18 protein-coding genes and 1 riboswitch are annotated in these 25,353 nt (G+C 47.5%); of the genes, 16 read left to right on the top strand and 2 right to left on the bottom strand.

The genetic code is table 11. The features are described from left to right. From BP95_RS0105655 to BP95_RS0105615, 8 genes are all read left to right on the top strand, one after another. Positions 1 to 4,222 (top strand): non-ribosomal peptide synthetase (locus tag BP95_RS0105655; protein ID WP_028531619.1); only part of this gene is annotated, 4,222 nt, incomplete at its 5' end. Between the two features lie 409 nt (positions 4,223 to 4,631). Beyond that, positions 4,632 to 6,443, top strand: a complete 1,812-nt coding sequence (locus tag BP95_RS0105645) for an ABC transporter ATP-binding protein (protein WP_021252552.1) — start codon at positions 4,632 to 4,634, stop codon at positions 6,441 to 6,443. Next, positions 6,440 to 8,281: an ABC transporter ATP-binding protein gene (locus BP95_RS0105640; RefSeq protein ID WP_021252551.1), complete on the top strand. Its 1,842-nt coding sequence runs from the start codon at positions 6,440 to 6,442 to the stop codon at positions 8,279 to 8,281. The genes BP95_RS0105645 and BP95_RS0105640 overlap by 4 nt, the downstream gene beginning before the upstream one ends. 223 nt (positions 8,282 to 8,504) lie before the next feature. Beyond that, positions 8,505 to 9,065, top strand: coding sequence for a glycerol-3-phosphate responsive antiterminator (locus BP95_RS0105635; RefSeq protein WP_021252550.1), 561 nt, complete (start codon positions 8,505 to 8,507; stop codon positions 9,063 to 9,065). 173 nt (positions 9,066 to 9,238) lie between these two features. Then, a complete protein-coding gene (locus tag BP95_RS0105630) occupies positions 9,239 to 10,039 on the top strand; it encodes an MIP/aquaporin family protein (protein ID WP_021252549.1) in 801 nt (266 codons plus the stop codon). A gap of 139 nt (positions 10,040 to 10,178) precedes the next feature. Next, positions 10,179 to 11,669, top strand: coding sequence for a glycerol kinase GlpK (gene glpK, locus BP95_RS0105625; RefSeq protein WP_021252548.1), 1,491 nt, complete (start codon positions 10,179 to 10,181; stop codon positions 11,667 to 11,669). Between the two features lie 177 nt (positions 11,670 to 11,846). Continuing rightward, on the top strand, positions 11,847 to 13,517 hold the full coding sequence (locus tag BP95_RS0105620; protein ID WP_021252547.1) for a glycerol-3-phosphate dehydrogenase/oxidase: 1,671 nt from the start codon (positions 11,847 to 11,849) through the stop codon (positions 13,515 to 13,517). Between the two features lie 249 nt (positions 13,518 to 13,766). After that, positions 13,767 to 14,666, top strand: coding sequence for a chitosanase (locus BP95_RS0105615; RefSeq protein WP_028531617.1), 900 nt, complete (start codon positions 13,767 to 13,769; stop codon positions 14,664 to 14,666). A 43-nt stretch (positions 14,667 to 14,709) separates the two neighbouring features. On the opposite strand, the gene BP95_RS29675 is transcribed toward BP95_RS0105615, so the two are convergent. Beyond that, the gene (locus BP95_RS29675; RefSeq protein ID WP_231515045.1) at positions 14,710 to 15,105 is read right to left on the bottom strand and encodes a hypothetical protein; all 396 of its coding nucleotides are present in this window, start codon (positions 15,103 to 15,105) and stop codon (positions 14,710 to 14,712) included. Next, positions 15,093 to 15,239 (bottom strand): hypothetical protein, encoded by a 147-nt coding sequence (locus BP95_RS33745; RefSeq protein WP_231515044.1) that lies wholly within the window; start codon positions 15,237 to 15,239, stop codon positions 15,093 to 15,095. The genes BP95_RS29675 and BP95_RS33745 overlap by 13 nt, the downstream gene beginning before the upstream one ends. A gap of 496 nt (positions 15,240 to 15,735) precedes the next feature. On the opposite strand from BP95_RS33745, the gene BP95_RS0105600 reads away from it, so the two are divergent. The 8 genes from BP95_RS0105600 to BP95_RS0105565 all read left to right on the top strand — a co-directional run bounded on the left by BP95_RS0105600 (position 15,736) and on the right by BP95_RS0105565 (position 25,331). Further along, entirely contained in the window at positions 15,736 to 16,191 is a 456-nt protein-coding gene (locus BP95_RS0105600; protein ID WP_028531615.1) for a GNAT family N-acetyltransferase, read from the top strand. 398 nt (positions 16,192 to 16,589) lie between these two features. After that, complete coding sequence (locus tag BP95_RS0105595) at positions 16,590 to 19,766, top strand: collagenase (protein WP_231515043.1); 3,177 nt, start codon at positions 16,590 to 16,592, stop codon at positions 19,764 to 19,766. Between the two features lie 229 nt (positions 19,767 to 19,995). Then, positions 19,996 to 20,433: a LytTR family DNA-binding domain-containing protein gene (locus tag BP95_RS0105590; protein WP_021252543.1), complete on the top strand. Its 438-nt coding sequence runs from the start codon at positions 19,996 to 19,998 to the stop codon at positions 20,431 to 20,433. Positions 20,434 to 20,445: 12 nt separating this feature from the next. Beyond that, complete coding sequence (locus BP95_RS0105585; protein WP_021257974.1) at positions 20,446 to 20,904, top strand: DUF3021 family protein; 459 nt, start codon at positions 20,446 to 20,448, stop codon at positions 20,902 to 20,904. Between the two features lie 141 nt (positions 20,905 to 21,045). Continuing rightward, positions 21,046 to 22,362: an alpha/beta hydrolase family protein gene (locus BP95_RS0105580; RefSeq protein WP_021252541.1), complete on the top strand. Its 1,317-nt coding sequence runs from the start codon at positions 21,046 to 21,048 to the stop codon at positions 22,360 to 22,362. Between the two features lie 110 nt (positions 22,363 to 22,472). Next, a riboswitch (adenosylcobalamin (AdoCbl) riboswitch) is annotated at positions 22,473 to 22,624 on the top strand. A 569-nt stretch (positions 22,625 to 23,193) separates the two neighbouring features. After that, positions 23,194 to 24,336: a 1-propanol dehydrogenase PduQ gene (locus tag BP95_RS0105575; RefSeq protein ID WP_028531612.1), complete on the top strand. Its 1,143-nt coding sequence runs from the start codon at positions 23,194 to 23,196 to the stop codon at positions 24,334 to 24,336. Between the two features lie 194 nt (positions 24,337 to 24,530). After that, entirely contained in the window at positions 24,531 to 24,887 is a 357-nt protein-coding gene (locus tag BP95_RS0105570) for a BMC domain-containing protein (RefSeq protein WP_021252539.1), read from the top strand. 12 nt (positions 24,888 to 24,899) lie between these two features. Then, the gene (locus tag BP95_RS0105565) at positions 24,900 to 25,331 is read left to right on the top strand and encodes a EutP/PduV family microcompartment system protein (RefSeq protein WP_021252538.1); all 432 of its coding nucleotides are present in this window, start codon (positions 24,900 to 24,902) and stop codon (positions 25,329 to 25,331) included. Positions 25,332 to 25,353: the final 22 nt, after the last annotated feature.

Here is a 25,353-nt window from a genome sequence, read left to right as displayed (position 1 = left end):
ATTGTCGCAGGAGCTGCCAGGCTACATGATTCCGTCCTACTTCGTACAGTTGGAGCGGCTGCCGCTGACGCCGAATGGGAAGATCGATCGGAGAGCGCTGCCGAAGCCAGAAGGCGGCATTGAGACTGGAACGGAGTATGTCGCGCCGCGTACAGATACGGAAGCAAGACTTGCACGCATTTGGCAGGATGTATTGGGGTTACCAAGCGTAGGCGTGAAGGACAACTTCTTCGAGCTGGGTGGTCACTCGCTGCGGGCAACGACGCTGGTGAGCAGGCTGTACAAGGAAATGAACGTCAACTTCCCGTTAAGAGGTGTGTTCCGTCATCCGACCATCGAGGAGATGGCGAAGGCGATAACCGAGATGCATCAAGAACTTTACACGGAAATACCTATCGCTGAGGAAAAAGCCTATTATCCGTTATCTTCAGCGCAGAAACGGCTGTTCATTGTAAGCCAGCTGACAGGAGCCGAGGTAAGCTATAACATGCCGGGAGTGCTGATTCTCGAAGGAGAGCTGGATCGTGCGCGATTCGAACGGGCTTTCCAGAAGCTGATCGACCGACATGAATCGCTGCGGACAAGCTTCGAGACGGTACGCGGTGAGCCTGTGCAGCGCATTCACTCGCAGGTGGAGTTCGCTATCGAATATCACCTTGCAGCAGAACAAGATGCAGAGGCGCTGATCACTCATTTCGTACGTCCATTCCAGCTTAAACAAGCACCGCTGCTCAGAGTCGGATTGATTGAAACTGGACATGAACGTCATATTCTGATGTTCGACATGCACCATATCATTTCCGATGGCGTAACGATGGGGCATGTCGTGAATGAATTCTCCCGGATATATGCAGGCGATCAACTGCCGGCGCTGCGTATCCAATATAAGGACTATGCTGTATGGCAGCAATCCAATGAATATGCAGAGAAGCTTGCGCATCAGGAATCCTATTGGCTGAAGCAATTGGACGGAGAACTGCCGACGCTCGAATTGCCGACCGATTATGTGCGACCGGCTGTACAGCAGTTCGAAGGGGATGTGGCCTTGTTCACCTTAACGAACAGTCAGGCCGAGCAGTTGCAACGATTAGCGGCAAACTACGGCGCAACCTTATACATGGTTCTGCTTGCAGCATATACCGTGATCCTGCACAAATATACGGGACAGGACGATATCATTGTCGGTACACCGATCGCGGGCCGCAACCATACGGAATTGGAGCCGCTCGTTGGGATGTTCGTCAATACGCTCGCCATTCGCAATTATCCAACTGGTGAGAAATCCTTCGCAGAACTGTTGGCCGAGGTGAAGGATACGGCCCTCGCCGCATTCGAGAATCAGGATTATCCGTTCGAAACGTTGGTAGAGAAGGTTCATAAGTCTAGGGACATGAGCCGAAATCCAGTGTTCGATACGATATTCAGTGTAGAGCATGAACAGCAGAGTTCCTTCCATATTGATGGGCTTCGGATAAGTCCATACCCGCACAGCCATTCTGTCGCGAAGTTCGACTTAACCTTCCATGCCGAACAGAATGAAGAAGGGATACTATGTGGTCTAGGGTATGCGACTGCTTTATATGCGAAAGAGACCGCGAGGCGGATGGGAGAACATTTCGTGCAATTAATAGATGCCATCATCGCAGAACCGAATGCGAAGCTGATGTCTCTGAATATGATGAGCCTGCAGGAAAGAGAGCAGGTCAAGCTGGTATTTAATGATACGATAACGAATTATCCGCGGGAGAAGACGATTCAACATTTGTTCGAGGAGCAGGCAGAGAAATCGCCGGATGCGGTTGCCGTCCAATTCGGAGGAGAAGGGCTCACATACCGCGAGTTGAATGAACGGTCGAATCGCTTGGCGAGAACACTGCGAGGTAAGGGTGTAAAAGCCGGCCGCTGCGTAGGTCTAATGACGGATCGTTCGCTAGACATGATTGTAGCGATTATGGCGACCCTGAAGGCAGGCGGGGCATATGTGCCAATTGATCCGGACTATCCAGAGGAACGCATTCGATACATGATCGACGATTCGGGAACATCGCTTCTAGTCGTTCAACGTCATTTGCAGGCGAACCATATTCCTGCGGATTGCATGGTTGTACTTGTAGATGATGAGGGCTCCTACCACGCAGACGGCACGAATCTGGAGCAGCATAATGGGGCTTCTGATCTCGCCTACGTCATTTATACGTCAGGTACAACGGGAATGCCGAAGGGGAATTTAACAACTCACCGCAACATCGTTAGAGTAGTGCGGGATGCGAAATATATCGAGATCGATCAGCATGACACGGTGCTGCAATTATCCAGCTACGCTTTTGACGGCTCGACTTTCGACATATTTGGCGCCTTGCTGAATGGAGCGAAGCTTGTCCTGATAACGCGCGAGGTAGTACTCGACGCTGGACGATTGGCCGACACCATCGAGAGCGAGAAGATTTCGGTCATGTTTATTACCACCGCCTATTTCAATCTGCTCGTCGACCTGAGAGTGGACAGCCTGCGCCATATGCGTGCGATATTGTTCGGTGGGGAGCGCGCATCTGTGAGCCATGTGCGCAAGGCGCTCCGGCATTTGGGTCCAGGCAAGCTTAAGCATGTATATGGGCCAACGGAGAGCACCGTATTTGCGACTAGCCACAACGTTGATGAAGTAGCTGACAGCGCCGTTACCATACCGATCGGACGCCCAATTGGCAATACGGCCGTATATATTGTTGGCGAGGGAGACGTTCTGCAGCCGATTGGTGTAGCTGGTGAGTTATGCGTAGCGGGCGATGGAGTAGCCATAGGATATTTGAACCGTCCAGATTTGTCAGGAGCCAAGTTCGTGAATAATCCGTTCGTTCCGGGTGATCGCATGTACCGAACGGGTGACTTGGCAAGATGGCTATCAGATGGAACGATAGAGTATGTGGGACGGAAAGACGATCAGGTGAAAATCCGTGGTTATCGAATCGAGCTTGGTGAGGTCGAAGCTCATCTGTTAGACCTTGAGGCGATTCAAGAAGCTGTGGTCATCGTCAGGGAGGAAAGTGACGGGCAGAAGCGCCTATGCGCTTACTATGTAGCAGCTCGTCTGATTACGGCTGGTGAGATGCGGATAGCTTTGGCTCAGCAGCTCCCGGGATATATGCTTCCATCCTACTTCGTACAGCTCGATAAGCTTCCACTGTCACCGAACGGCAAGGTGAACCGGAAGGCACTTCCGGCCCCTGAATTGCATGTGCAGGCAGCCTCGGAATACGTGGCCCCGCGCACGCCGCAAGAAGTACTGCTTGCTCACATATGGAGGGAGGTGCTCGGGCTAGGTCAGGTAGGCGTTAAGGATAATTTCTTCGAGCTTGGCGGTCATTCCTTAAGCTTAATGAGGCTAGTGGAGCGCGTCTATACCGAGACTGAGGTTGAAATCCCAATTCACAGCGTATTCCGGGAGCCGACAATTGAAGCGATGGCGTACGAAATGTTGAAATCTGAACTTGCTGGCAAGGCAGGAAATCACTTCATGAAATTGAACGAAAACGGTCATATCCCTGTCTTCTGCTTCCCTCCGGGACTTGGCTACGGTCTCAGCTACTTGGAACTGGCCAAGCAGCTGGATCATCACTGCATCCTGCATGGCATTGACTTTATCGATGATGCTGAAACTCGGGAGGAACTGCTTGAACGATACGTGAATGCGATCCTTGCTGTTCAACCGCAGCCGCCATTTATATTGTTAGGCTATTCTCTAGGTGGCAATCTGACGTTCGAGGTTGCGAAAGCGTTGGAGTGCCGAGGGTATCCGGTGTCGGATGTCATCATGGTTGATTCCTTGCGGAAGCTGAAGGTGCATGAAGTAGACGAATTCGACGGCGACATCGATCAAATGATTGATGGTGTGGAGGAACTGAAAGAAATGCTGGTTCACCATCCTCTTCTCCGCGATCAAGTTAAGAACAAGATGAGGGCGTACTGGTCGTACGCGACTGAACTCGTTAACTCCGACATCATTGATGCCAATATTCATGCACTGATGGCGGAGCCATCCGAGGTGAACCAGGCAGACGGGGAGCAGCTCGCGACATGGCAGGAGGCTACTCGCGGCAGGTATGCGGAGTACAACCTACGCGGTGTGCACGAAGAAGTGCTTCAACCGCCTTTCTTGGAAGCGAACGCTAATGTCATGCAAGCAATCATTCGGCATATTCTCGAGCAAACAATGGTTACCCACTAGTTGTACAGATTTCTGGCACCTGATGAAGAAAGGCATGCTTGCAGGCCTGCATCAGTTGGCGATAAGTAGCTGAATGCACAATGCACACAGATTGCTGAAGTACAAAGGCTGCTGATGTACACAGATTGCTGAAGTACAAAGGCTGCTGATGTACACAGATTGCTGAAGCACAAAGGCTGCTGATGTATACAGATTTCTGAAGCACACGAGCTCCTGTTGCATACAGCTTGTTGATGCATACAGCTAACTGATACACACAACTATCTGATGTACATAGACCAACTGATGCTCATAGCCTGCTCATGCGCACAGACTGCTCGACTTCGGCGAAGGCAATGTTTGAATGCTGTAGAAGGGGGCAGTTTGTGAGCGGTGCCGCGACTATGGGACACAAAGGGGAGACCGTAACGTGAAGCAGCAAAAAGAAAAAGGTGTGTTTGCCCTATGGAAGTCCGTGGCATGGTTAGTATCATTCGCGAAGTCGCACAAGGGCTGGTTAATTGCCGGTATGCTATGTGCCATTGCTGCGGCGGTGATCGAAATATGGACGGGCAGTCTGATCCAACAACTGACCGCCAAGGCTGAACGAGGGGATGGGCAGGTAGTTATCAACACCGTGTATATGGTGCTTGTCGTTATTGCAGTAGGCGTTCCCGCGAAGTACATGATGACATTCGGCATTGAAAAAGGGAGCGCCCGTGCAATGCGGGATGTACGCAACTCCATGATGCGCCATATCGGGAAGCTTCCTGTCCATTATTTGGACAAGCAGCATTCGGGCGATATGGTCTCGCGATTCACAAACGACATGCAGATCATTAATCAGTTCATGATACGCGACTTGCCGCAATGGTTCTATCATCCTCTGCTGTTTATCGGATGCTTTGCTTATTTGCTCTGGATCCGGTGGGAGCTTGTGCTGCTTAGCGTATTACTTGTGCCGGTCTCTTTGTTCGTATCTCAGTGGATTGGCAAGCAGCTGCAGCAATTGACAGAAGAAGCGCAGGAGAGCACGGGACAGATGAATGCTATCGTGCAGGACACATTGAACGGTATGGTGCTTGTCAAAAGCTATTTGCTGCAAGGCATGTTGTTCCGATCCTATCAATCGCTGCTTCAGCTCACCCTACTCAAGAAGCTGGCCGTCAGCAAAAGAGAAGCCATCATTACGCCGATCTTATTTACGCTAATGATGAGTCCGGTCGTCTTTTCCGTTCTATATGGAAGTTATTTAATTTCACAAGGCTCGTTCAGCACAGGAGAGCTGATTACATTCCTTTACCTGCTCAATCTATGTCTCGAGCCGCTGCAAAACATTCCGACGCTTATCACACATACGTTTGAGATGGGTGGTGCATTGAAGCGGATTTATGATGTTGCATCCCAGCCTGTCGAACAGCAAGGAGAGAAGCTTGCAGACGAAAGTTTGAATGATGGTGGCATACGGGATCAAATGCCGATCACCTTTGAACAGGTTAACTTTGCCTATGAGAAGGATTCACCGTTGCTGCTTCGGAATTTGAGTTTCGCGGTAGAGCCGGGGAAGACCGTGGCGTTAGTCGGCGTCAGCGGCGGCGGGAAGAGCACTGTAATGAAGCTGATATGTGGATTTTATTCATTGCCTAGCAACGGAGGAACGATACGCGTATATGGACATTCCGTATCGAATTGGAATCCAGAAGAGTTGCGTTCGAACCTGTCTGTCGTCACGCAGGATTCTTACTTGTTCAGCGGAACGATAGCCGACAATATCGGATATGGCAGGCCTAATGCTGCGTTTGATCATATTGTTGAAGCAGCTAAGGCTGCTCATGCGCACTCTTTTATTATGGAACTCCCGGATGGCTATCAGACGGAGGTCGGAGAGCGTGGAGGCTTGCTGTCAGGTGGACAACGACAGCGAATTACGATTGCGCGTGCAATCTTGAAGGATGCGCCTATACTGCTGCTCGATGAGCCGACATCTGCCTTGGATACGGAGTCTGAACATCTCGTTCAACAAGCGCTCGACACGCTCATGCAAGACCGAACAACGATCGTCATCGCACATCGCTTGTCAACCATTCAACACGCAGATGAAATATGGGTGATGGAAGGCGGAGGGATCGTCGAAGCAGGAACGCACGATGAATTATTGGTCAAGGGCGGCGCTTACGCCAGCTTATATCATCGACAATTCTCTGCTGAGCCATCAGGGCGGGAGGAGGTGGCCTGCACGTGAGACTATCTGACATGATTACATATGGGAAAGAAATAGTCGGCATGATGAATTTCATGAGCAAAAAGCATAAGCTGCATTATTACATTGGTATGATTGCGAGCGGCGCCGTAAACACCCTGTTTATTTTATCCTTCAGCTTGTTAGTGCAGAGTCTGGTTAATTATGCCGAGTCAAATGATATATCCCTTATGTATGGAGGACTGTACATTTTGGGGGGCTCCATTCTGCTATTGAACCTGATAGCTCCGCCGTTCACGTATTTGTTTCATCGAAGTGTGGAACTGACGCTGGCGAACATACGTGAGCGCTTGTATCGGAAGATGTGCAGCCTGCGAATGTCAATGCTTGAGCGAACCCACAACGGTGAGCTGCTGTCCCGGATGAATAATGATGTGTCGACACTGGAAGTGACCTACTGCGGCATCCTGTTTGCTATGCTGCTCGAGATTATGATTAGTTTTGGCTCTATCATCATGATGTTCGCGCTGCATTGGCAATTTGCTTGCGTTTCTTTACTCGTGCTGCTCTTATCCTTCTATATCAGCTCGCGCTTCGTAAATACGGTACGGAATCTATACGACCGGCATCTGCATGTCACCGCTAAGCTGACTGAGAAATTCTCCGACTTTCTTGGTGGGATTCAGTTGGTAAAGCTGTTCCGCATTCGACCGATCTATGGACAATATGAAGCGTTGAACGAGCAAGTAACGGAACTATCGAGTCAGATTGCCCATAAGAAGGGGCTGCTCGCAGCGGTCAATCATTTCGTCAGTTACATTACGTTTTGCGGAATTATTGTTATTGGGAGTTTGCTGTATGCATACGGGTTCATTTCAATGGGGACGGTAGCGGCATTGGCCGTGCTGCAAATTCACTTGACTCATTCGTTCATGAATGTCGGCTCTACGATGTCGCTTATCCAAAACTCGTTGGCTGGTGCAAGACGAGTCCAGGAGCTGCTTTATGAAGAAGAAGAGCCGGAGAGATTCGGCAGTGAGATCAAGAGTGAAGATGCCATACTTGATATGACCCTTAGACCTGATCTGAACAACGACACTGTGAAACAAACTGGTACAATTAAAAAGGCCGACGACATCGATAGTCATACCAACACGGCAGCACCGATGCTCGAACTAGATGATGTTGAATTCTCCTATGCTGCTGGAAAAACAGCCATATCCCAAGTATCGATGAAGGTATATCCGGGACAAGTGGCAGCTATCGTTGGCGCCAGCGGCAGCGGGAAGAGCACACTGATTAAGCTGCTGCTCGGATTTTATCCGGTTGAAAGAGGAGATGTTCGCCTCCTAGGCAAATCATTCGGGCATTATACGCTGGAGGAAATTCGGAAGTTGATTGCCTATGTGCCGCAGGAAGCATTTTTGTTCAGCGGAACAATCGAAGAGAATATCCGTTACGGCAACCCACAAGCATCTCATGAGGAAGTGGTGGCTGCAGCGCAGGCCGCATACGCCCATCATTTTATTGAGGAGCTGCCAGATCAATATCAGACTTCAGTAGGGGAGCGGGGTGCCTCCTTGTCTGGCGGGCAGCGTCAGCGGATTGCAATTGCACGAGCATTGCTCAAAAATGCACCGATCCTGCTCCTTGACGAGGCGACGTCTGCGCTTGATACGGAATCGGAGCACTGGGTGCAAAAGGCATTGCAGCAGTTGATGCAGGGGAGGACGACCATCATGGTTGCCCACCGCTTGTCGACTGTGGAACATGCGGATATTATTTTCGTCATGAAGGAGGGAACCGTTGCGGAGCATGGCACGCACCGAAGCTTGCTCCAACATGGCTCCTATTATGCGAGCCTCCAAGGACAGGCTTAAATTCCTTTTCTGGAAGTGTCGAAATATAACCTGACATAGAACCTTCGATCCTAATAATCGGAGGTTCTTTTCATTTATTTCACTTCCTGGTGGCTGTGTAAGCGTGTAAGATATAAAAATACTTGCATATGAGCAAGATCACACTTACTATTAGAAAGGTAAGAACAGAATTACCACAGCATAGGAATAACTTGAGATCGATTCAACCGAAGGGGCTCGACCAATGAATTTTTATGAACAGCGAATATTGCCCGCATCGAGGCAAATGAAAGACTTGGAGAAAGCCGTAGCTTCACCATACGAATATTTGGTCCTGCTCGATGTCCATATCGCTCAACTCAAGCACGCCTGCAGTATGGTGCATCAAGCGAACAAGAAATTATTCTTGCATATCGATCTGATCCAAGGACTTCAAAGCGACGCTCACGCGACGGAGTACCTCTGTCAGGAGTATCGGCCGTACGGGATTTTGTCGACAAAATCCAGCGTCATTCAAAAAGCGAAGCAAAAAGGCGTCGTAGCTGTGCAGCGCATCTTTTTGATCGACAATAGCGCTCTGGAGAAGAGTTGCAAGCTGCTTCAGACGACGCAGCCCGATGTCATTGAAGTATTGCCAGGGGGCATGCCGAACGTCATTCGCAAAGTAAAAGAACGAACAAGCCTACCAATTTTGGCAGGGGGGTTCATCTCGACGAGCGAAGATGTGGAGCTCGCTCTGCAGGCTGGTGCCGAGGCGGTTACAACCTCAAATACGAAATTATGGACAAAATATGAAAAAAAGTGATTGACAACGCTTACAATTTTAAATAAAATTTAAATCAAGTTAATACTGTTACGGAGACTTGGAGATCTACTTTCAAACGCGTTGTCATCTCTGCTTGCAGCAGATGCGACGTGTACTTGAACGTAGGTCTCTTTGCATTTTCTTAACAGGAATGAACAACAGGAGGGGTCAATATGTCGGCGTTTTGGGGAGAATTTATCGGAACCATGATACTGATTGCACTCGGCGGGGGCGTATGTGCAGGGGTATCGCTAAAGAAATCCTATGCCGCTAATTCGGGCTGGATCGTCATTACGATGGGATGGGGGTTGGCTGTCGCGGTTGCGGCGTATTCTGTAGGTTCGATAAGCGGAGCCCATCTCAACCCAGCACTTACATTGGGGCTCGCTTTTATTGGGAATTTTCCTTGGGCTGATGTACCGTCGTACATAGCGGCACAGATGCTAGGCGCAATTGTGGGAGCTGTTCTTGTATTTCTGCATTATTTGCCGCACTGGAAACTGACGGAGGATCAGGGGGCGAAGCTGGGTGTATTTGCGACAAGTCCAGCCGTCTATCATCCATTCTCCAACTTAATTAGTGAAATGATAGGAACGTTCATTTTGGTTCTCGGTATTTTGGCGATTGGCGCCAACAAGTTCACGGATGGTTTGAATCCACTAATTGTTGGATTTCTCATTGTCAGCATAGGGTTATCTCTGGGAGGAACAACGGGATACGCCATCAACCCTGCACGCGACCTGGGGCCGCGAATCGCGCACATGCTGCTGCCGATCGCAGGCAAGGGCGGTTCCAATTGGAAATATGCCTGGATACCTGTTGTTGGGCCGTTGCTCGGAGGTTCGCTCGGTGGGCTGTTTTATAAAAATGTGTTTTTAGGTCAGTCTGATGCAGTAATATGGGCAGTAGCGGGTACCGCACTTGTTATCCTTGTATTATCGTTGTTCTTGTCTAGAAAAAATGTTGTTCGATAAGTATTATCGCTTGGATATAATCAACAATTTTTCCGCGATGTGCATGATCACTTAATCCTCTTGCATGGATCACGATGAAATGAATCATGATGATTCAACAGATAGGGATTCACCACTACTTAATATGGGGGAATTTTATATGGAAAAGTACATCTTATCTCTTGACCAAGGCACAACGAGCTCCAGAGCCATCTTGTTCAACAAAGAAGGACAAATCGTCCACGTTTCCCAGAAGGAATTTACGCAAATTTTCCCTGAACCGGGCTGGGTAGAGCACAACGCACAGGAAATCTGGGGAACGATTTTGGCTGTCATCGCGACATGCCTCATTGAATCCGGCGTAAAGCCAAAACAAATTGCAGGCATCGGTATTACGAACCAGCGCGAGACGACTGTCGTGTGGGATAAGGAATCTGGCCGTCCGGTATACAATGCGATCGTATGGCAATCGAGACAGACGAAGTCCATCTGCGATGAATTACAGGAGGCAGGTTACGGTGAACTGTTCCGCTCCAAGACTGGGCTTCTCATTGACTCTTATTTCTCGGGTACTAAGGTCAAATGGATTCTCGATAACGTTCCTGGCGCGCGGGAAAAGGCAGAGCGTGGCGATCTATTGTTCGGGACAATCGATACATGGCTTATTTGGAAGCTCACGGGCGGCAATGTGCATGTAACAGACTATAGCAACGCTTCACGTACCCTTATGTACAATATACATGAGCTGAAGTGGGACGATGAACTGCTGGAGCTGCTAACGATTCCGAAGCAGATGCTTCCAGAGGTGCGTTCTTCTTCCGAAGTATACGGCAAAACGGTGGACTTCCATTTCTTCGGCGAGGAGATTCCGATTGCGGGCGCTGCGGGAGATCAGCAAGCGGCACTGTTCGGGCAAGCATGTTTCCAGCAGGGCATGGCCAAGAACACGTACGGTACGGGATGCTTCATGTTGATGAATACTGGCGAACAGGCTGTGAAGTCCTCTCATGGACTGCTAACGACGATCGCTTGGGGTATTGATGGCAAAGTAGAATATGCGCTGGAAGGAAGCGTTTTCGTTGCTGGCTCCGCTATTCAATGGCTTCGCGATGGGTTGCGCATGATCAAGGAATCCAAGGATAGTGAGTTATATGCAAGCAAGGTGGAATCAACAGATGGCGTGTATGTTGTTCCAGCCTTCGTCGGATTGGGTACGCCGTACTGGGATAGTGAGGTGAAAGGCGCGATCTTCGGCCTGACGCGCGGCACTTCGAAAGAACACTTCATCCGTGCAACATTGGAATCGCTCGCTTATCAGACGAAAGACGTATTGACTGCGATGGAGGCCGACTCGTCCATCAAGCTGACCAAGCTGCGTGTGGATGGTGGAGCAATTCAGAACAATTTCCTGATGCAGTTCCAGAGCGACATGCTGGGCGTACCGGTGGAATGTCCGCAAGTATTTGAAACAACTGCACTAGGCGCGGCATACCTTGCAGGTTTGGCTGTGGGATACTGGAGCGACCGGGACGAGATAGCGGCGCAATGGAGCATTGATCGTACCTTTATCCCGTCCATGCAGGAAGAACGCCGCAATGCCTTGTATTCTGGCTGGGGCAAAGCCATTGAGGCAACAAAAGTATTTAAATAAGTGCATGAATATGCTACAATTTTAAATAAGTTAATATTTAAATTCGGTTGGAGAATTGAGAACCGCAATTGCACTTTAGTCTATGACTTTAGTGTTATTGCGGTTTTTTTGTTTTCGATGTGAGCATTAGCGAGTACCTACTTTTCATGCCGTCTTTATGACGAGGGAGGTTATCATATGACAACTGTCTTTTCCGCTATGAAGCGCAAATCTATCGTACAAGCAATGGGTCAGAAGCCGCTTGACGTGATCGTTATTGGAGGAGGAATCACGGGTGCAGGGATTGCGTTGGATGCGACAACGAGAGGATTGAGAACGGCACTATTCGAGATGCAGGACTTCGCCGCAGGGACGTCTAGCCGTTCAACGAAGCTAGTTCATGGCGGTCTCCGCTACTTGAAGCAATTTGATGTGAAGACGGTAGCTGAAGTCGGCAAGGAGCGCGCCATTGTATATGAGAATGGGCCGCATGTAACAACGCCTGAGTGGATGCTGCTTCCGCTTCATCGCGGAGGAACGTTCGGCAAATTCAGCACTGGGATCGGCTTGCGCGTTTACGACTTTCTGGCTGGTGTTAAGCGCAGCGAGCGACGCCGCATGCTGTCGGAGCAAGAGACGCTGAGCCGTGAGCCGCTGTTGAAGCAGGAAGGGCTCTTGGGTGGCGGTTATTATGTAGAATATCGAACCGACGACGCGCGGTTGACGATTGAAGTCATGAAGGAAGCCGTTCGGAATGGAGCCATGGCTCTGAACTATATGAAGGTAGATTCGTTTTTGTATGAAAACGGAAAAATTGTTGGCGTCCGTGTTATTGATCAATTGGATGGGGAAGCGTTCGAATTCCGTGCCAAGAAGATTATCAATGCGGCAGGCCCTTGGGTTGATGAGCTTCGTAATAAGGATCATTCGAAGACAGGCAAGCATCTTCAACTGTCCAAAGGGGTGCATCTTGTCATCGATCAGTCGAAATTTCCGCTCAAGCAAGCGATTTACTTCGACACGCCGGACGGCCGAATGGTATTCGCAATTCCGCGCGACGGAAAAACGTATGTAGGCACAACGGATACGTTCTATAAGGCAGATCCGGTTCAACCTGTCATGACGAAGGAAGACCGTGATTATATCATGAAGGCGATACAGTACATGTTCCCTTCGATTCAGCTTACTGCAGACGACGTTGAATCGAGCTGGGCGGGGGTAAGGCCGCTCATCTATGAAGAAGGTAAAAATGCATCCGAGATTTCCCGCAGAGATGAAATTTGGCAATCTCCATCTGGATTGATTACGATTGCAGGCGGCAAACTGACCGGATATCGCAAAATGGCTGAAATGATCGTTGATTTGGTCATGAAGCTGCTCAGCCAAGATGAAGGAATTACATTTACAGCTGCAAAGACAAAGGAGATGCCAATATCAGGCGGGCATGTAGGCGGCTCCGCAGATTTCCTGGGATTCGTGGAAGGCAAAATGAATGAAGGCGTACGAAATGGGCTTGATGGGTCACTTGCTAAGCGCTGGGCACGTATGTATGGCTCTAATGTGGATGTAATCTTCGACTTGGCGGATCGTTATCAGAGCAAGACGGAACAAAGCGGTCTTCCGCTAGAAGTGCTTGTCCCGCTCGTATATGCCATGGAAGAGGAAATGACATTGAAGCCGGTGGACTTCTTTATTCGCCGTACGGGTGCACTCTTCTTTAACATCCAGTGGGTACGGAAATGGAAGCAGCCGGTCATTGCCTACATGGCTTCTACGTTCGGCTGGACGGAAGAACAGCGCAATCAATATGCAGCGGAGCTCGACACCGCACTGCATCAAGCCGTCGTCCCACAGGTGGAAGCGAATTAGTGTAATGAAGAATAACGGTTATATGGAGAAGACGGGGGATTTTTATCTCCCGTCTTTTTCCATATTTCACAAATAAGTAAAGAATTGTTTTTGATGTAGTTTCATACTTATCAGGGGTGGCATGTCGAAGGTAACAGCAAATCAGCAACATTGCATCATTTTTCTATGTTGAAGGAAGGAGATGGAATTTGGTTTGAAGTATCGCTTGAAGGATCGTATTAACCCATTATTTTTGGAGGTGCTACTGGTATGTTCAACGAAAAGCCAATTATGAAAAGAACAAAATTACTGGTCGTCCTGTTCTCATTTTCTTTACTTGTCTCCATGTCTGGAATAAGTGCTCTTCTCCCGTCGAAGGCTTCTGCTGCAGGCTCTCACGATGACAATTTTTCACCGAAGACGCTTAAGTTCCTTCGGGCCAATACAGGACTTGATGGCGAGCAGTGGGACAATATTATGAAGCTCATTAACAAACCCGAGCAGGACTCGCTCAAATGGACCGAATACTATGGATACTGTGAGGATATTGATGATGATCGCGGGTATACGATCGGCATATTCGGAGCCACGACAGGGGGAGAGAACGATGAGCATCCGGATGGCCCGACTTTGTTCAAAGAATTCGACGCTGCCAGCGGTGCTTCCAATCCTTCGGTTGAAGGGGGCTTGTCCCGAATTGGTGTTAATGGTTCAATGAAAGGATCGATTCTGAAAATTAAGGATAGTGAAAAAGTGTTCTGCGGCAAAATCAAAAAATTGCAAAACAATGACGCGTGGAGAGAGGCAATGTGGCAAACCTTCTATAAGGTTTACATAAAATACAGCGTGGAGCAAGCGCGCAAACGTGGTTTCAATTCTGCTCTGACGATTGGTTCCTTTGTTGATACAGCCTTAAATCATGGCGCTACTGGAGATTCTGGAACACTTGAAGGCCTTTTGTCCCGTTCAGGAAAAAGCAGCGATGAGAAGACATTTATGAAGAAATTTTACGACGAGAGAACAAAAATCGTGGATACCAGACAATACAATCAGCCGCCTAATGGCAAGAACCGTGTGAAGCAATGGAACCAGCTGTGGGATATGGGGAAAGCAGACCTCAAGAACGCTGACGAAGCGGTTGTTAAAGTCACTAGTTGGAAAATGAAATGAGCAAAAAATCCCGCGTCCGAGCACGGACGCGGGATTTTTTCTGTCATCTTTTTGAAAGGTACAGTTTAATTCCATTTTCGCGACAAGCAATGCTTGCATGCCAACGCCGATTATCGCTCCGGTGGTTTAGAATGATGGCTATATGCTGTGCTGTGAATTGGAATCGGGTCGTTACATATAAGCCGAGCACGGCTTCATAGTTGGCGAGTCCGAAAGTCATTACTAGTACAAGCATGAAGAGCATCGCATATTTGAATGTTATTGATTTGGCATACAGCATCCACAGCACATCTCCAAGAGCGAACAACAGCTTAGCAGCATTGAATATGACAAGTCCGGCAAGAATAAATGTTTTTCTCCCATATCGATCAGACAGGCTGCCTGTAAGCGGGGACAGCAGAAACTGAGTAATGCCGTAAGCGGCAACTAACAATCCCATCGCCTGACGTTTGCGTCGAATTCGATGATCAATTCAGGCAGGATGGGCGTAATCAAGCCAACACCGACCATCACAATGAATATATTGAGCATTAATATTGCGAGTATTTTGTTGTTTTTGAGAAAGGTAACCATACGAAAGCCTCCTTACTGGTGGACTGCACACAGTAACGATAATGTTCTAACAGGTTATAGAAACCAAAAAAACCTCCTTATCCATAAAGTGCTGGATAGGAGGCAGACATGCGAACACAGAGACACACTGCTCCGCATACATGCAAAAGCCAGTAAATGTCCGTTCGTTATGATCAAAAAGCCCACACTAATCCTATCCAGAAAATTCGTACAGGTACGATGTTTTCTTAATCGGAATCGGATAAGTAGATAATTGGCTTGAGGTCACCCTTTCAAGGCTTATTGCTATAGAGCATAGCATACAGTTTTTTTTGCAAGGTCAATCCACTTTTTTTCTTTCCTTCCTTAATCCACATCTATTTTGTTGTCGTTAAGTTGCCGTGAAAAAAGGGGTTGTCCGCGTATTTGTAGATTTGGTACGATAACGGAAAATAGAGCTGAAATAAAGGAGTACATACAACTGGTGAATTCGTGAAAAGGGAAGGGGACTACGATCTTGCTGCAAATTATCAATTTGAAAAACCGAATGGATTTACTGGAACAGGTGAGTCATTGGCTGTGGCAGCAATGGGCAAGCGATAAGTCCTACGAAGCGATCAAGTACGCGACAGAACATCATGTCCATGTCGACCGTGTACCGATGACGTTCGTGGCTTTGCTGGATGAGCAGCCTGTAGGTACGGTATCGCTGTGGATGAATGATTTTAAGTGTCGTCAAGATTTATACCCATGGCTGGCGAGCTTGTATGTGACGGAAGCAGCAAGGGGACAAGGAGTCGCGGCTGCGCTTGAACATTATGTTGTACAAGAGGCAAAGCGGCTCGGATATGATAATTTATACTTGAACACGAATCATATTGGATTTTACGAGAGACAAGGTTGGGAGTTTGTTGAATCAGCGCCGCTGCTGGAAGGTGGTTATAAACGAATTTACTGTAAAAACTTAACATAATAATCGATTGGGCAGCGGAGAGCTGCCCATTATTTTTGCTAGAAAAAGATAAAACACCTCTTAAATTCCAAGAATTTATGATTTATTCATTGGGTATTTTCTCTAGTTATATGAAAAGAGGACTGAATTTGTGTCAACTATTTTAGAGTGGTTTCGTTATTATTAGCAAAATTCGACAATCATGATGAAATGGGTGAAAGCGCCCTTGTAAAGGTTTACGGGATACGAATATGTATGGTATTCGTCCTAAATCTGGGAAGATTTCGATGAGTCGAAAGTGCTATTCGGAAAGAAAAACAGGAATAAAGCTGCATGACTGAAGCTCTGTGTGACGCCGATATTAGGTTTATCGTTCATCTATCGTGAACGTATACCACACACATGGGGGATAGCTGCAGATGAAACAACAGATGAAACAAATGACGAAAAAACAGAAGAAACAACAGATGAAACAACAGATGAAACAGCAGATGAAACAACAAGCATGGATGAAGTGGACTTCGATTTTGTTGGCGGCCACTGTTGCGACGGGGAGTACAGCGGGCTTCGCGGCGGCTGAGGAGCGAGGATTGCAGGTTCGGGAAGATGCCGCTCAGTATGGAATTCACAATGTGATCGCACAGCAAGATCCTTCTGTATCTGATTTGCCGCTTGATACCGAAGGAAGGCTGCCGATGGCAGAACAGTCTGAAGATCCAGGTATCCCGGAACCACCTGCCCAGGCTTTAAAGAGCATAAGCAAACAGTCCACATACAGCATGGCTGATTTGAATGCAATGTCGTATGAGGCGCTTACAGATCTGCTGGTAAGCATTGATTGGGAAAAGATTCCTGAGCTGTTCAAATTGAATGAGGATACTCGGCGTTTTTATTCGGACGAAAATCGCATGCAAGCGATCATTGATCGGCTGGAGGAGAGCGGAAAACGATTTACGACCGAGGATATGCAAGGCATTCCAACGCTGATAGAGGTACTTCGTTCCGGTGTGTACCTGGGGTATTACAATAAGGAGCTGAGTCGCCTTAATGAGCTGGATTTCCGTGAGAAAATGCTGCCTGCCATGAAGGCGATTGTTGATAATCCGTCCTTTACTTGGGGAAATGAAGTTCAGCATTCCGTTATTTCAGCAACGGGCAGACTGATTTCTAACGTCACGGTCGATACGTATATCGTCAACCGGCTGACCGGGCTATTGTCAGACTTTACTGATCGCCAAGAGCAATTGGGTGGTAATTTCTTGTCTGGAAAGGCCTTCTACGACGTAATCCAGGGTGTTGGGTATGTTCTGATGTATCGTATGATTGAGCCGGATCAGAAGGCCGAATTCAAGGGCAACATCGACGGATATTTGGAGCAATTATTCCGTCTGGGGAGCGAAGGTTCCACAGCAGAGGATAAGCAATGGCTGACCAGCAATGCGATTTACTATTCTGGCGCGCTTGGGCATTATCATAGCGACCCACAGAAAGCGAACCGGGTACTGACTAACGTGATGCAGACGAAGCCTAAGCTTGGGGAGCTCTATTTTGTAGCAGCTGATCAGATTGCACGGAATTACGATGAGAAGGACGCTTACGGCAACCGGGTTGATATAGACGAACTGAAGCAGCGCGGGAAGGAACATTATTTGCCGCAGCGAGTTGAGTTCGATGACGGCCAGTTTGTGATCCGGGCGGGGGGCCAATTGACCCAAGAGCAGCTTCAACGCCTATATTGGGCAGCGAAAGAAGTGAAGGCTCAATTCCACCGGGTCATCGGCAATGATAAGCCGTTAGAGGTGGGAAATCCGGACGATGTGCTTACGATCGTTATTTATAACAGTCCAGATGAATATAAAATGAACCGGTTTTTGTACGGATATGATACGGACAACGGCGGCATTTACATCGAAGGGGACGGTACCTTCTTTACGTATGATCGCACAGAAGAGCAGAGCATTTATAGTTTAGAGGAGTTGTTCCGGCACGAGTTCACCCACTACTTGCAAGCACGCTTTGAGATACCAGGCATGTTTGGCCAAGGGCCGCTGTATCAAGGCGGACGCATGCAATGGTTCGATGAAGGGGGAGCTGAATTCTTCGCTGGCGCCACGCGAATGGAGGGTATTCAGCCCCGCAAGTCGGTTGTCGGCTATTTGGTTGCTGACGAGCCAGGGCAGCGCTACACTGTATCGGATACCGTAAACTCGAAATATGGATCATGGCAATTTTATAATTATTCTTTTGCACTATACGATTATTTATATCATCATGATTTCACGGCTATGGATCGGATTCATCGTGCGATCCGGAACAATGATGGGGATGCTTATGAGCAGCAGCTCGAATCCATAAGCGGTGATGCGCGCTTGAACGAATCGTATCAACGCTCCATTGAAGAGAAGGTTGCACGCTATGACAAATTATCGGTACCGCTTGTGTCTGACGACTATTTGCAAGCAGTAGAGCCGAAGCCGGAACTTGAAATCTACGATGAGATCACGAACTTGGCTGGACTGAGCAACAGAAGCGTTAAGAAAAGTAATTCTGGCTTGTTCAAATCGTACGAGCTGCGCGGCACTTATGTCGGCGGTGCCTCTGCAGGAGTAGAACAAGATTGGCAGACGATGAACAAGTTGACGGATGGCTTCCTGCAATCTTTGTCAGACAAACCATGGAACGGATACAAGACGCTTACGGCATACTTTACTAATTACCGTGTTAATGATGAAGGCAATTTCGTTTATGATGTTGTGTTCAATGGCAAGCTTCCCGAAGGTGCAGACGGCGGGAATGTAGAATTGCCGGATGGCGGCACCAATCCCGGAAACGGCAACGAAGGCAACAATGGGGATAAAGACGGCGATCAAAAAGATACTACGGATCGTGAGCCAAACGACACATGGAAGACAGCTGTTCGACTCGACGATACAGGAAAAACGATTTCCGGTAAATTGAGTAATAAGGATGCGCTGGATATTTATCGTTTTGACGCGAAGCAGGCAGGGGAATGGACGATCGAATTGGAATCGGCGCAGGAACTGGGAGTAGCTTGGGTGCTATTCCATGAGTCTGACCCGAACAATTATCAGGCCTATCCGACTAAAAGGGAAGGGAACAGCTTAGCTGGCACTATATCCGTTTCCGAGCCGGGAACCTATTATTTACACGTATATGCGGCAACAGAAGGAGATCAGTCGTATCGTCTGTCTGTTAAGTCGGAAGCGCAGCAACAGCCTGAACCAGAGATGTCTTTATTTGAGGAGACTGAACCGAATGATGCGCCTGACATGGCTAATGGACCGGTACCAGTAGGCCGGACGGTAAATGGAACGCTTGAAGGTGACGACAAGCAGGATGTATTCATGATTGACTTGGACAAACCAACATCGTTGAACATTGGATTGGAAAAGCAGCAGGGCGAACACGTAAATTGGGTGTTGTACCGCGAGGGCGATAATGAGCAAGTTCTGTATCCTGTTGATATAGACGGAAATTGGATGAAGGGTCAAGTCGAAGCGGAACCTGGCCGGTATCATTTGTATGTGTATAAATTTGCCGATGAGGATGTTCGTTACAAGCTCGAAATTCAATAATATATAATTTCATAACAGGTAAGTTGGTTATCGAAGTGCTGCTGTAACCGAAAAAGCGAGCGTGTCACTCTTCATTGAGCGGCACGCTTTTTTCATTTATCAAGTGTTTTGTGATTTCCAATTTTATGAACCACAATTATACTTAGTAGAGTGAGTTTGGTGTAAGGAAATGAAAAAGTCTAGCGATGACTGACAAAAGGGGCAAAATAGGCGGTGAAAAACAATAGTTATGAAAATATCAATCGAAGAAATCGATATTCAGAAGGAAGAAGAAATTATTATACGATGTCATGAAGTCACTGATGAAATCATGAGTCTGATAAGTCGGATAAAAGTAAAAAATAAGATGCTCATGGGCTTTCAAGAGGATACGATTCACCAAATCAAGCTCAGCGATGTGTACTATTTTGAATCGGTGGATAACAAGGTATTTATGTATTGCAAGGATAAGGTGTTTGAAGCGAAACAGAAGCTGTACGAGCTCGAACAGGTAGTTGAGGGAAAGAAGTTTTTCCGCGCATCGAAATCTAGCATTCTCAATATCGCTAAAATAGCGTACATCAAGCCGTCTATCAGCGGCAGGTTCGAGGCGAGAATGGATAATGGAGAGACGGTTATGGTGTCGCGTCAATATGTGCCGATTCTGAAATCGATGCTTGGTCTATAGGGAGGGACGAACATGAATGTTTCAGAGATTGTAAAAAGCTTTGTAAGAAATTACTTGCTTGTATTTGCAGGCATTGTCATATTCATCACCCTGCTGAATCATCTAAATATATGGGTAGACGGCTCGGATGCTTCGATATTTTCTCTCGGCTTCCATCATATATACGCAATCATGATATGCGCTTTGGTGGGTGTCTTGCCAAGTCCTTTGTTCTATTATTCTGCTGATGATACAAGCGAAAAGGGAATGCGGTTGCGAATTTTGATCCATTTTGTGATCTTGGAAGTAGTGTTGCTTATTTTCACGAATTGGATGGGTTGGGTAACGGGAGTAGTTAACACAATGATACTCGCATTTGAAATCGCAATTATCTCCCTGCTTGTCCGTTGGCTTGAATGGAGCAGTGACAGGAAGGTCGCAATGGAAATCAACGAGAAGCTACAAAAACTAAAAAATGATGAAGAACAATAAGACGGGGAGGCGGCAGCTTACCTCGTCTTTTTTACAGCTTACTTTGTTATTCATACAGCATAGTGTCGTTCATATTTACTCTGCACCAATCGTTATGTATGCTGATGCTGCACGAATGAAGCAGAGGAGGCTTGGATTTGGATGATAGGAAACATCATATTGATTATTGCTGTTGTTTGTGAAGTAGCATTTGCAGTATTCCGCATTTGTACAAAGTCATATCAGAAAAAGATTAAAGCCATAATAAGGATTGGCGCGTTTGCAGCATTCCTAATTTTCACACTGGCTTCGGTCATCGAGTGGAGCTTCCGTTGGATGGGACTTGGATTGTTGCTATTTGTCTGGGCGCTTCTTGGAGTGTGGACGCTCATACGCAGCAAAGAGGAGCACAAAGAATATAAAAGCAGCCGCGTTATCAGAAATGCTATTGCTATGCTTATGCTCGTCGTCATCGCTATAATTCCTGCTCTCGTATTCCCGCAGTATCATTTGCTACCTGTTACGGGGAAATATCAAGTCGCAACCGCATCATACACCTATGTTGACAAAAATCGTATCGAACAATTTACAGACACAGGAGAAAATCGGCACGTTAATGTTGAGTTTTGGTATCCTGAACAGGCAGACGGTACCTATCCGCTGTTGGTATTCTCTCCTGGTGCATTCGGCAGCAAAGAAAGCAATTATTCAGCCTATATGGAGCTTGCGAGCCACGGGTACGTAGTATGCTCTATTGATCATCCGTATCATTCTTTTTATACGGAGTCCGAGGACGGAAACAGGGCGTTCATCGATCAGGGATATATGCAGGAAGTCTTTGGTGCCAACAAGGGAACATACACGGTAGAGCAGACCTATGGGCTTAATCAAAAATGGATGAAGCTGCGTACGGATGACATGAATTTTGTAATCGATACGATTTTAGGAAAAACAAAAACGAGCAGTGACAAGGCGTATCAACTGGTGAATACCCACAAAATAGGTCTGTTCGGACACTCTATGGGTGGAGCGGCAAGCACGATGCTTGGCAGGGAGCGTGATGATGTTGGCGCCGTTGTCAATATCGATGCCCCAATGATTGGCGAGCTCGTATACAACAAGGAGACCGATGATTTTGCGGCAAGCAACCAGACCTATACAACTCCGCTTCTTAATATCTATTCTGACGCTGTGTGGGTACAGCTCCTACAGCGCAACAGCAAATCTCCTTATGCAGCTAACAAGGTTATTGATAAAAACGGTAAAGTAGTGCATACCGTCCATTTCCAAGGAGCGGAGCATTTGACTCTTACCGACCTGTCCCTCATTTCCCCGCTAATATCCAATATGCTGCAGGGCGGCAGGGTGGCAGAGATTGATCCCTATTACTGTCTTGAAACGATGAATCATATTCTAGTACAATTTTTCGATAGTTATCTCAAAGGGCAGGGCAGCTTCACATCTGCCGGGACATATTGACGGGCAAATCACTCTTAACGATTTCGATCCTCAACTTTTATCTTTTTTCATATTGCGCTTCAGATCGTTTGTGCTATAATAAATGTCGAATGGACGACTATTCACGTCATGCACAACAGAAGAAGTTATAGACAATGGAAGTTTGGTGCAAATCCAACACGGTCCCGCCACTGTAATAGGCCGAATGCTCGGTCTTAAGTCAGGTCTTTTGTCTAGTAACTTTGCCAGGCCAGTCATTTCGAGGCGAAAGTGACTGGTTTACAAGTCTAGTGACGATTGCGCCTCACTAGGCTTTTTTATATTTCTCGAAGGCAGTCGACAACGCAGTCGAGTTGCCTGGTGGTCGCCGCCGAATATACGAAGTTGTACAAGCGAGGCAAGCGGGACGTTCTTCAACGAAGAAGAACCAGATGCACAATGATGTGCATGTCCCACCTTTTTTCTTATAGAGGTTGTTCAAAAAGTCCGCTTTTGATCACGAAGTAAATCATGAAGTGGACTCGGCATCGAAATTTGAATTCAGCCGGACCTTCCGGTGCTCATGTACCCAAAACGTACGCTCCGCTCCTCAGGTCCTAGCTTCATCCAACTTTCTCGGTGCTGAAAACCGGCCTTTTTGAACACGCACTGATACAAATTTGTCGTAATGATGAACTCGAACCTATTGAGGTTGACGCATGTTTGCGTTACGATGTACAGTATAGATGATAATTGAATGATAAGTTGCACAATGGCGTGCACACGACATAACAAGCAAAGAGGCTTTTTGAAGGGATCTATCCCTTTGAGAGGCCTCTTTTTTGTTGCAACTACTCGTTGGAGGTGCTTTACGTGGATAAACTTTCGATCAAAGCTGAGCTCTATATGGGCCATGGCGCGCTGGATCGTCTGATGGAATGGCGTAATAAGCGGATTTTCATCGTTACCGATCCATTCATGGTCAAATCAGGGATGATCAACATGGTATTCGATCGGCTGCATGAGAGCAATGAGCAATACATTTTCAGCAATATCGTACCCGATCCTCCTGTTGAAATCGTAACCGAAGGTGTTGAGGCATTGGGTGCGTTCAACACAGATTTAATTATTGCAATTGGCGGTGGGTCTGCGATTGATGCGGCTAAGGCGATGAAACTGTTCGCGCAGAAGCTGCTGAACCAGCAGGAGATTCCGTTTGTCGCGATTCCAACAACAAGCGGAACAGGATCAGAAGTGACTTCGTTCTCTGTGATTAGTGACAAGCAGAAAAATATCAAATACCCACTTGTATCCGATGAGATGCTGCCGCAAGAGGCGATATTGGATCCGGAGCTGGTCAAGAGTGTGCCGGACTTCATTACGGCAGATACCGGAATGGATGTATTGACGCATGCGATTGAAGCTTATGTGTCTACAAAAGCGAATGATATATCCGATGCCCTTGCCGAGAAGGCAATTAAGCTGGTGTTTGCTTACTTGCCACGTGCATATAAGGATGGCGGGGATTTAGAAGCACGTGAGAAGATGCATAATGCCTCCTGTATTGCGGGCATGGCATTTAATATTACTTCGCTCGGGCTAAATCATGGCATTGCGCATGTCGCAGGAGCCAAATTCAAGATTGCGCATGGCCGCATGAATGCAATGCTGCTCCCGCATGTTATTGAATTCAATGCAAATTATAAGCCAGGCTATGGCAGGGAAGAGAGCACAGCTGCAGCGGTTCGCTATGCAGAAATCGCGAAGAGCTTGGGTCTATCCGCACCGAATCCGAAGAGCGGTGTACGCAGCTTGGTGCAAGCTATCAAGCAGCTGCAGAAGCAATTGCAGATGCCGCAGACGCTGAAGGAATGCGGGATTGAGCAGGAGAAGCTGGACGAAATGAGAGAGTCGATAGCCGAAGGCGCGTTGAAAGATGGCTGTACAGCGACGAATCCTCGTGTACCAAAAACTGGAGATGTGGCTGAAATTTTGAACAAAATGTTTCAATCGTAGGTTTGCGTCGAATTTTGTCTGAATGTGTATTGACAACGTTTGCAGTATTAAAATATAGTAAAGGTAACACAACGGCGTGTTGCATACAAAACCAAGCAAAGAGGCTTCTTAAAATTCCTGTGCGAACTTTTAAGGGGCTTTTATGTTTTTTACAGCAATTTCACGTGTTTCTGACATGAGAGTGAGATGATGGTATGGAGCAACACACTGAGAAACAACGCGTTATCCAAGAGTACGTACCTGGTAAACAGGTCACGCTGGCTCATATTATCGCGAATCCGAATCCAGATATCTACAAGAAGCTGGGATTAGGGAATGACGCACATGATTCCATCGGAGTCATGACGATAACACCAAGCGAGGCGTCCATTATTGCAGCGGATATCGCGACGAAGGCGGCTGGCGTACAGATTGGCTTCGTTGATCGCTTCAGCGGATCACTCGTCATTACAGGCGATGTATCCTCTGTCGAATCCGCCATAAGTGAAGTGCTGTTTGGACTGCAAAATATTTTAGGCTTCTCAACTGCTGCGAACATAACGAGAACGTAGGTGAAGAAGCTGATGAGAAAAATTATTTTTGCCGGGAGTACCGGATCTGGCAAGACGACACTGTGCCAATGGCTGCATGGTCAAGAAATTGCCTATAAAAAGACGCAAGCGATTGAAAGCTTCGACCAAGCAATCGATACGCCGGGCGAGTGCATCGAGAACCGATATTTGTACAAGATGCTGCTCGTATCGAGCGTAGATGCTGACGTAATCGGGCTTGTGCAAGATTGCACGAAGGAAGACAGTTACTTCCCCCCCGCCTTTGCAACTGTATTTGCCAAGCCGGTCATCGGCGTGGTGACGAAGGTGGAATTGTCCGAGTCGCAGGAGCAAATCGCACAAGCGAGAGCTCATCTGCAAGCGGCTGGTGTGGAACAGATATTTGAAGTCTCGACGATAGAGAATGTGGGAGTGGAGGCGCTTCAGCAATACTTGGAGGCGTAAACGGCTGATTCTATTTCAAGAG

The organism is Paenibacillus sp. UNC217MF (assembly GCF_000686865.1).
GTDB lineage: Bacteria > Bacillota > Bacilli > Paenibacillales > Paenibacillaceae > Paenibacillus_B > Paenibacillus_B suaedae.
This window is presented reverse-complemented; position numbering and strand designations above follow the sequence as displayed.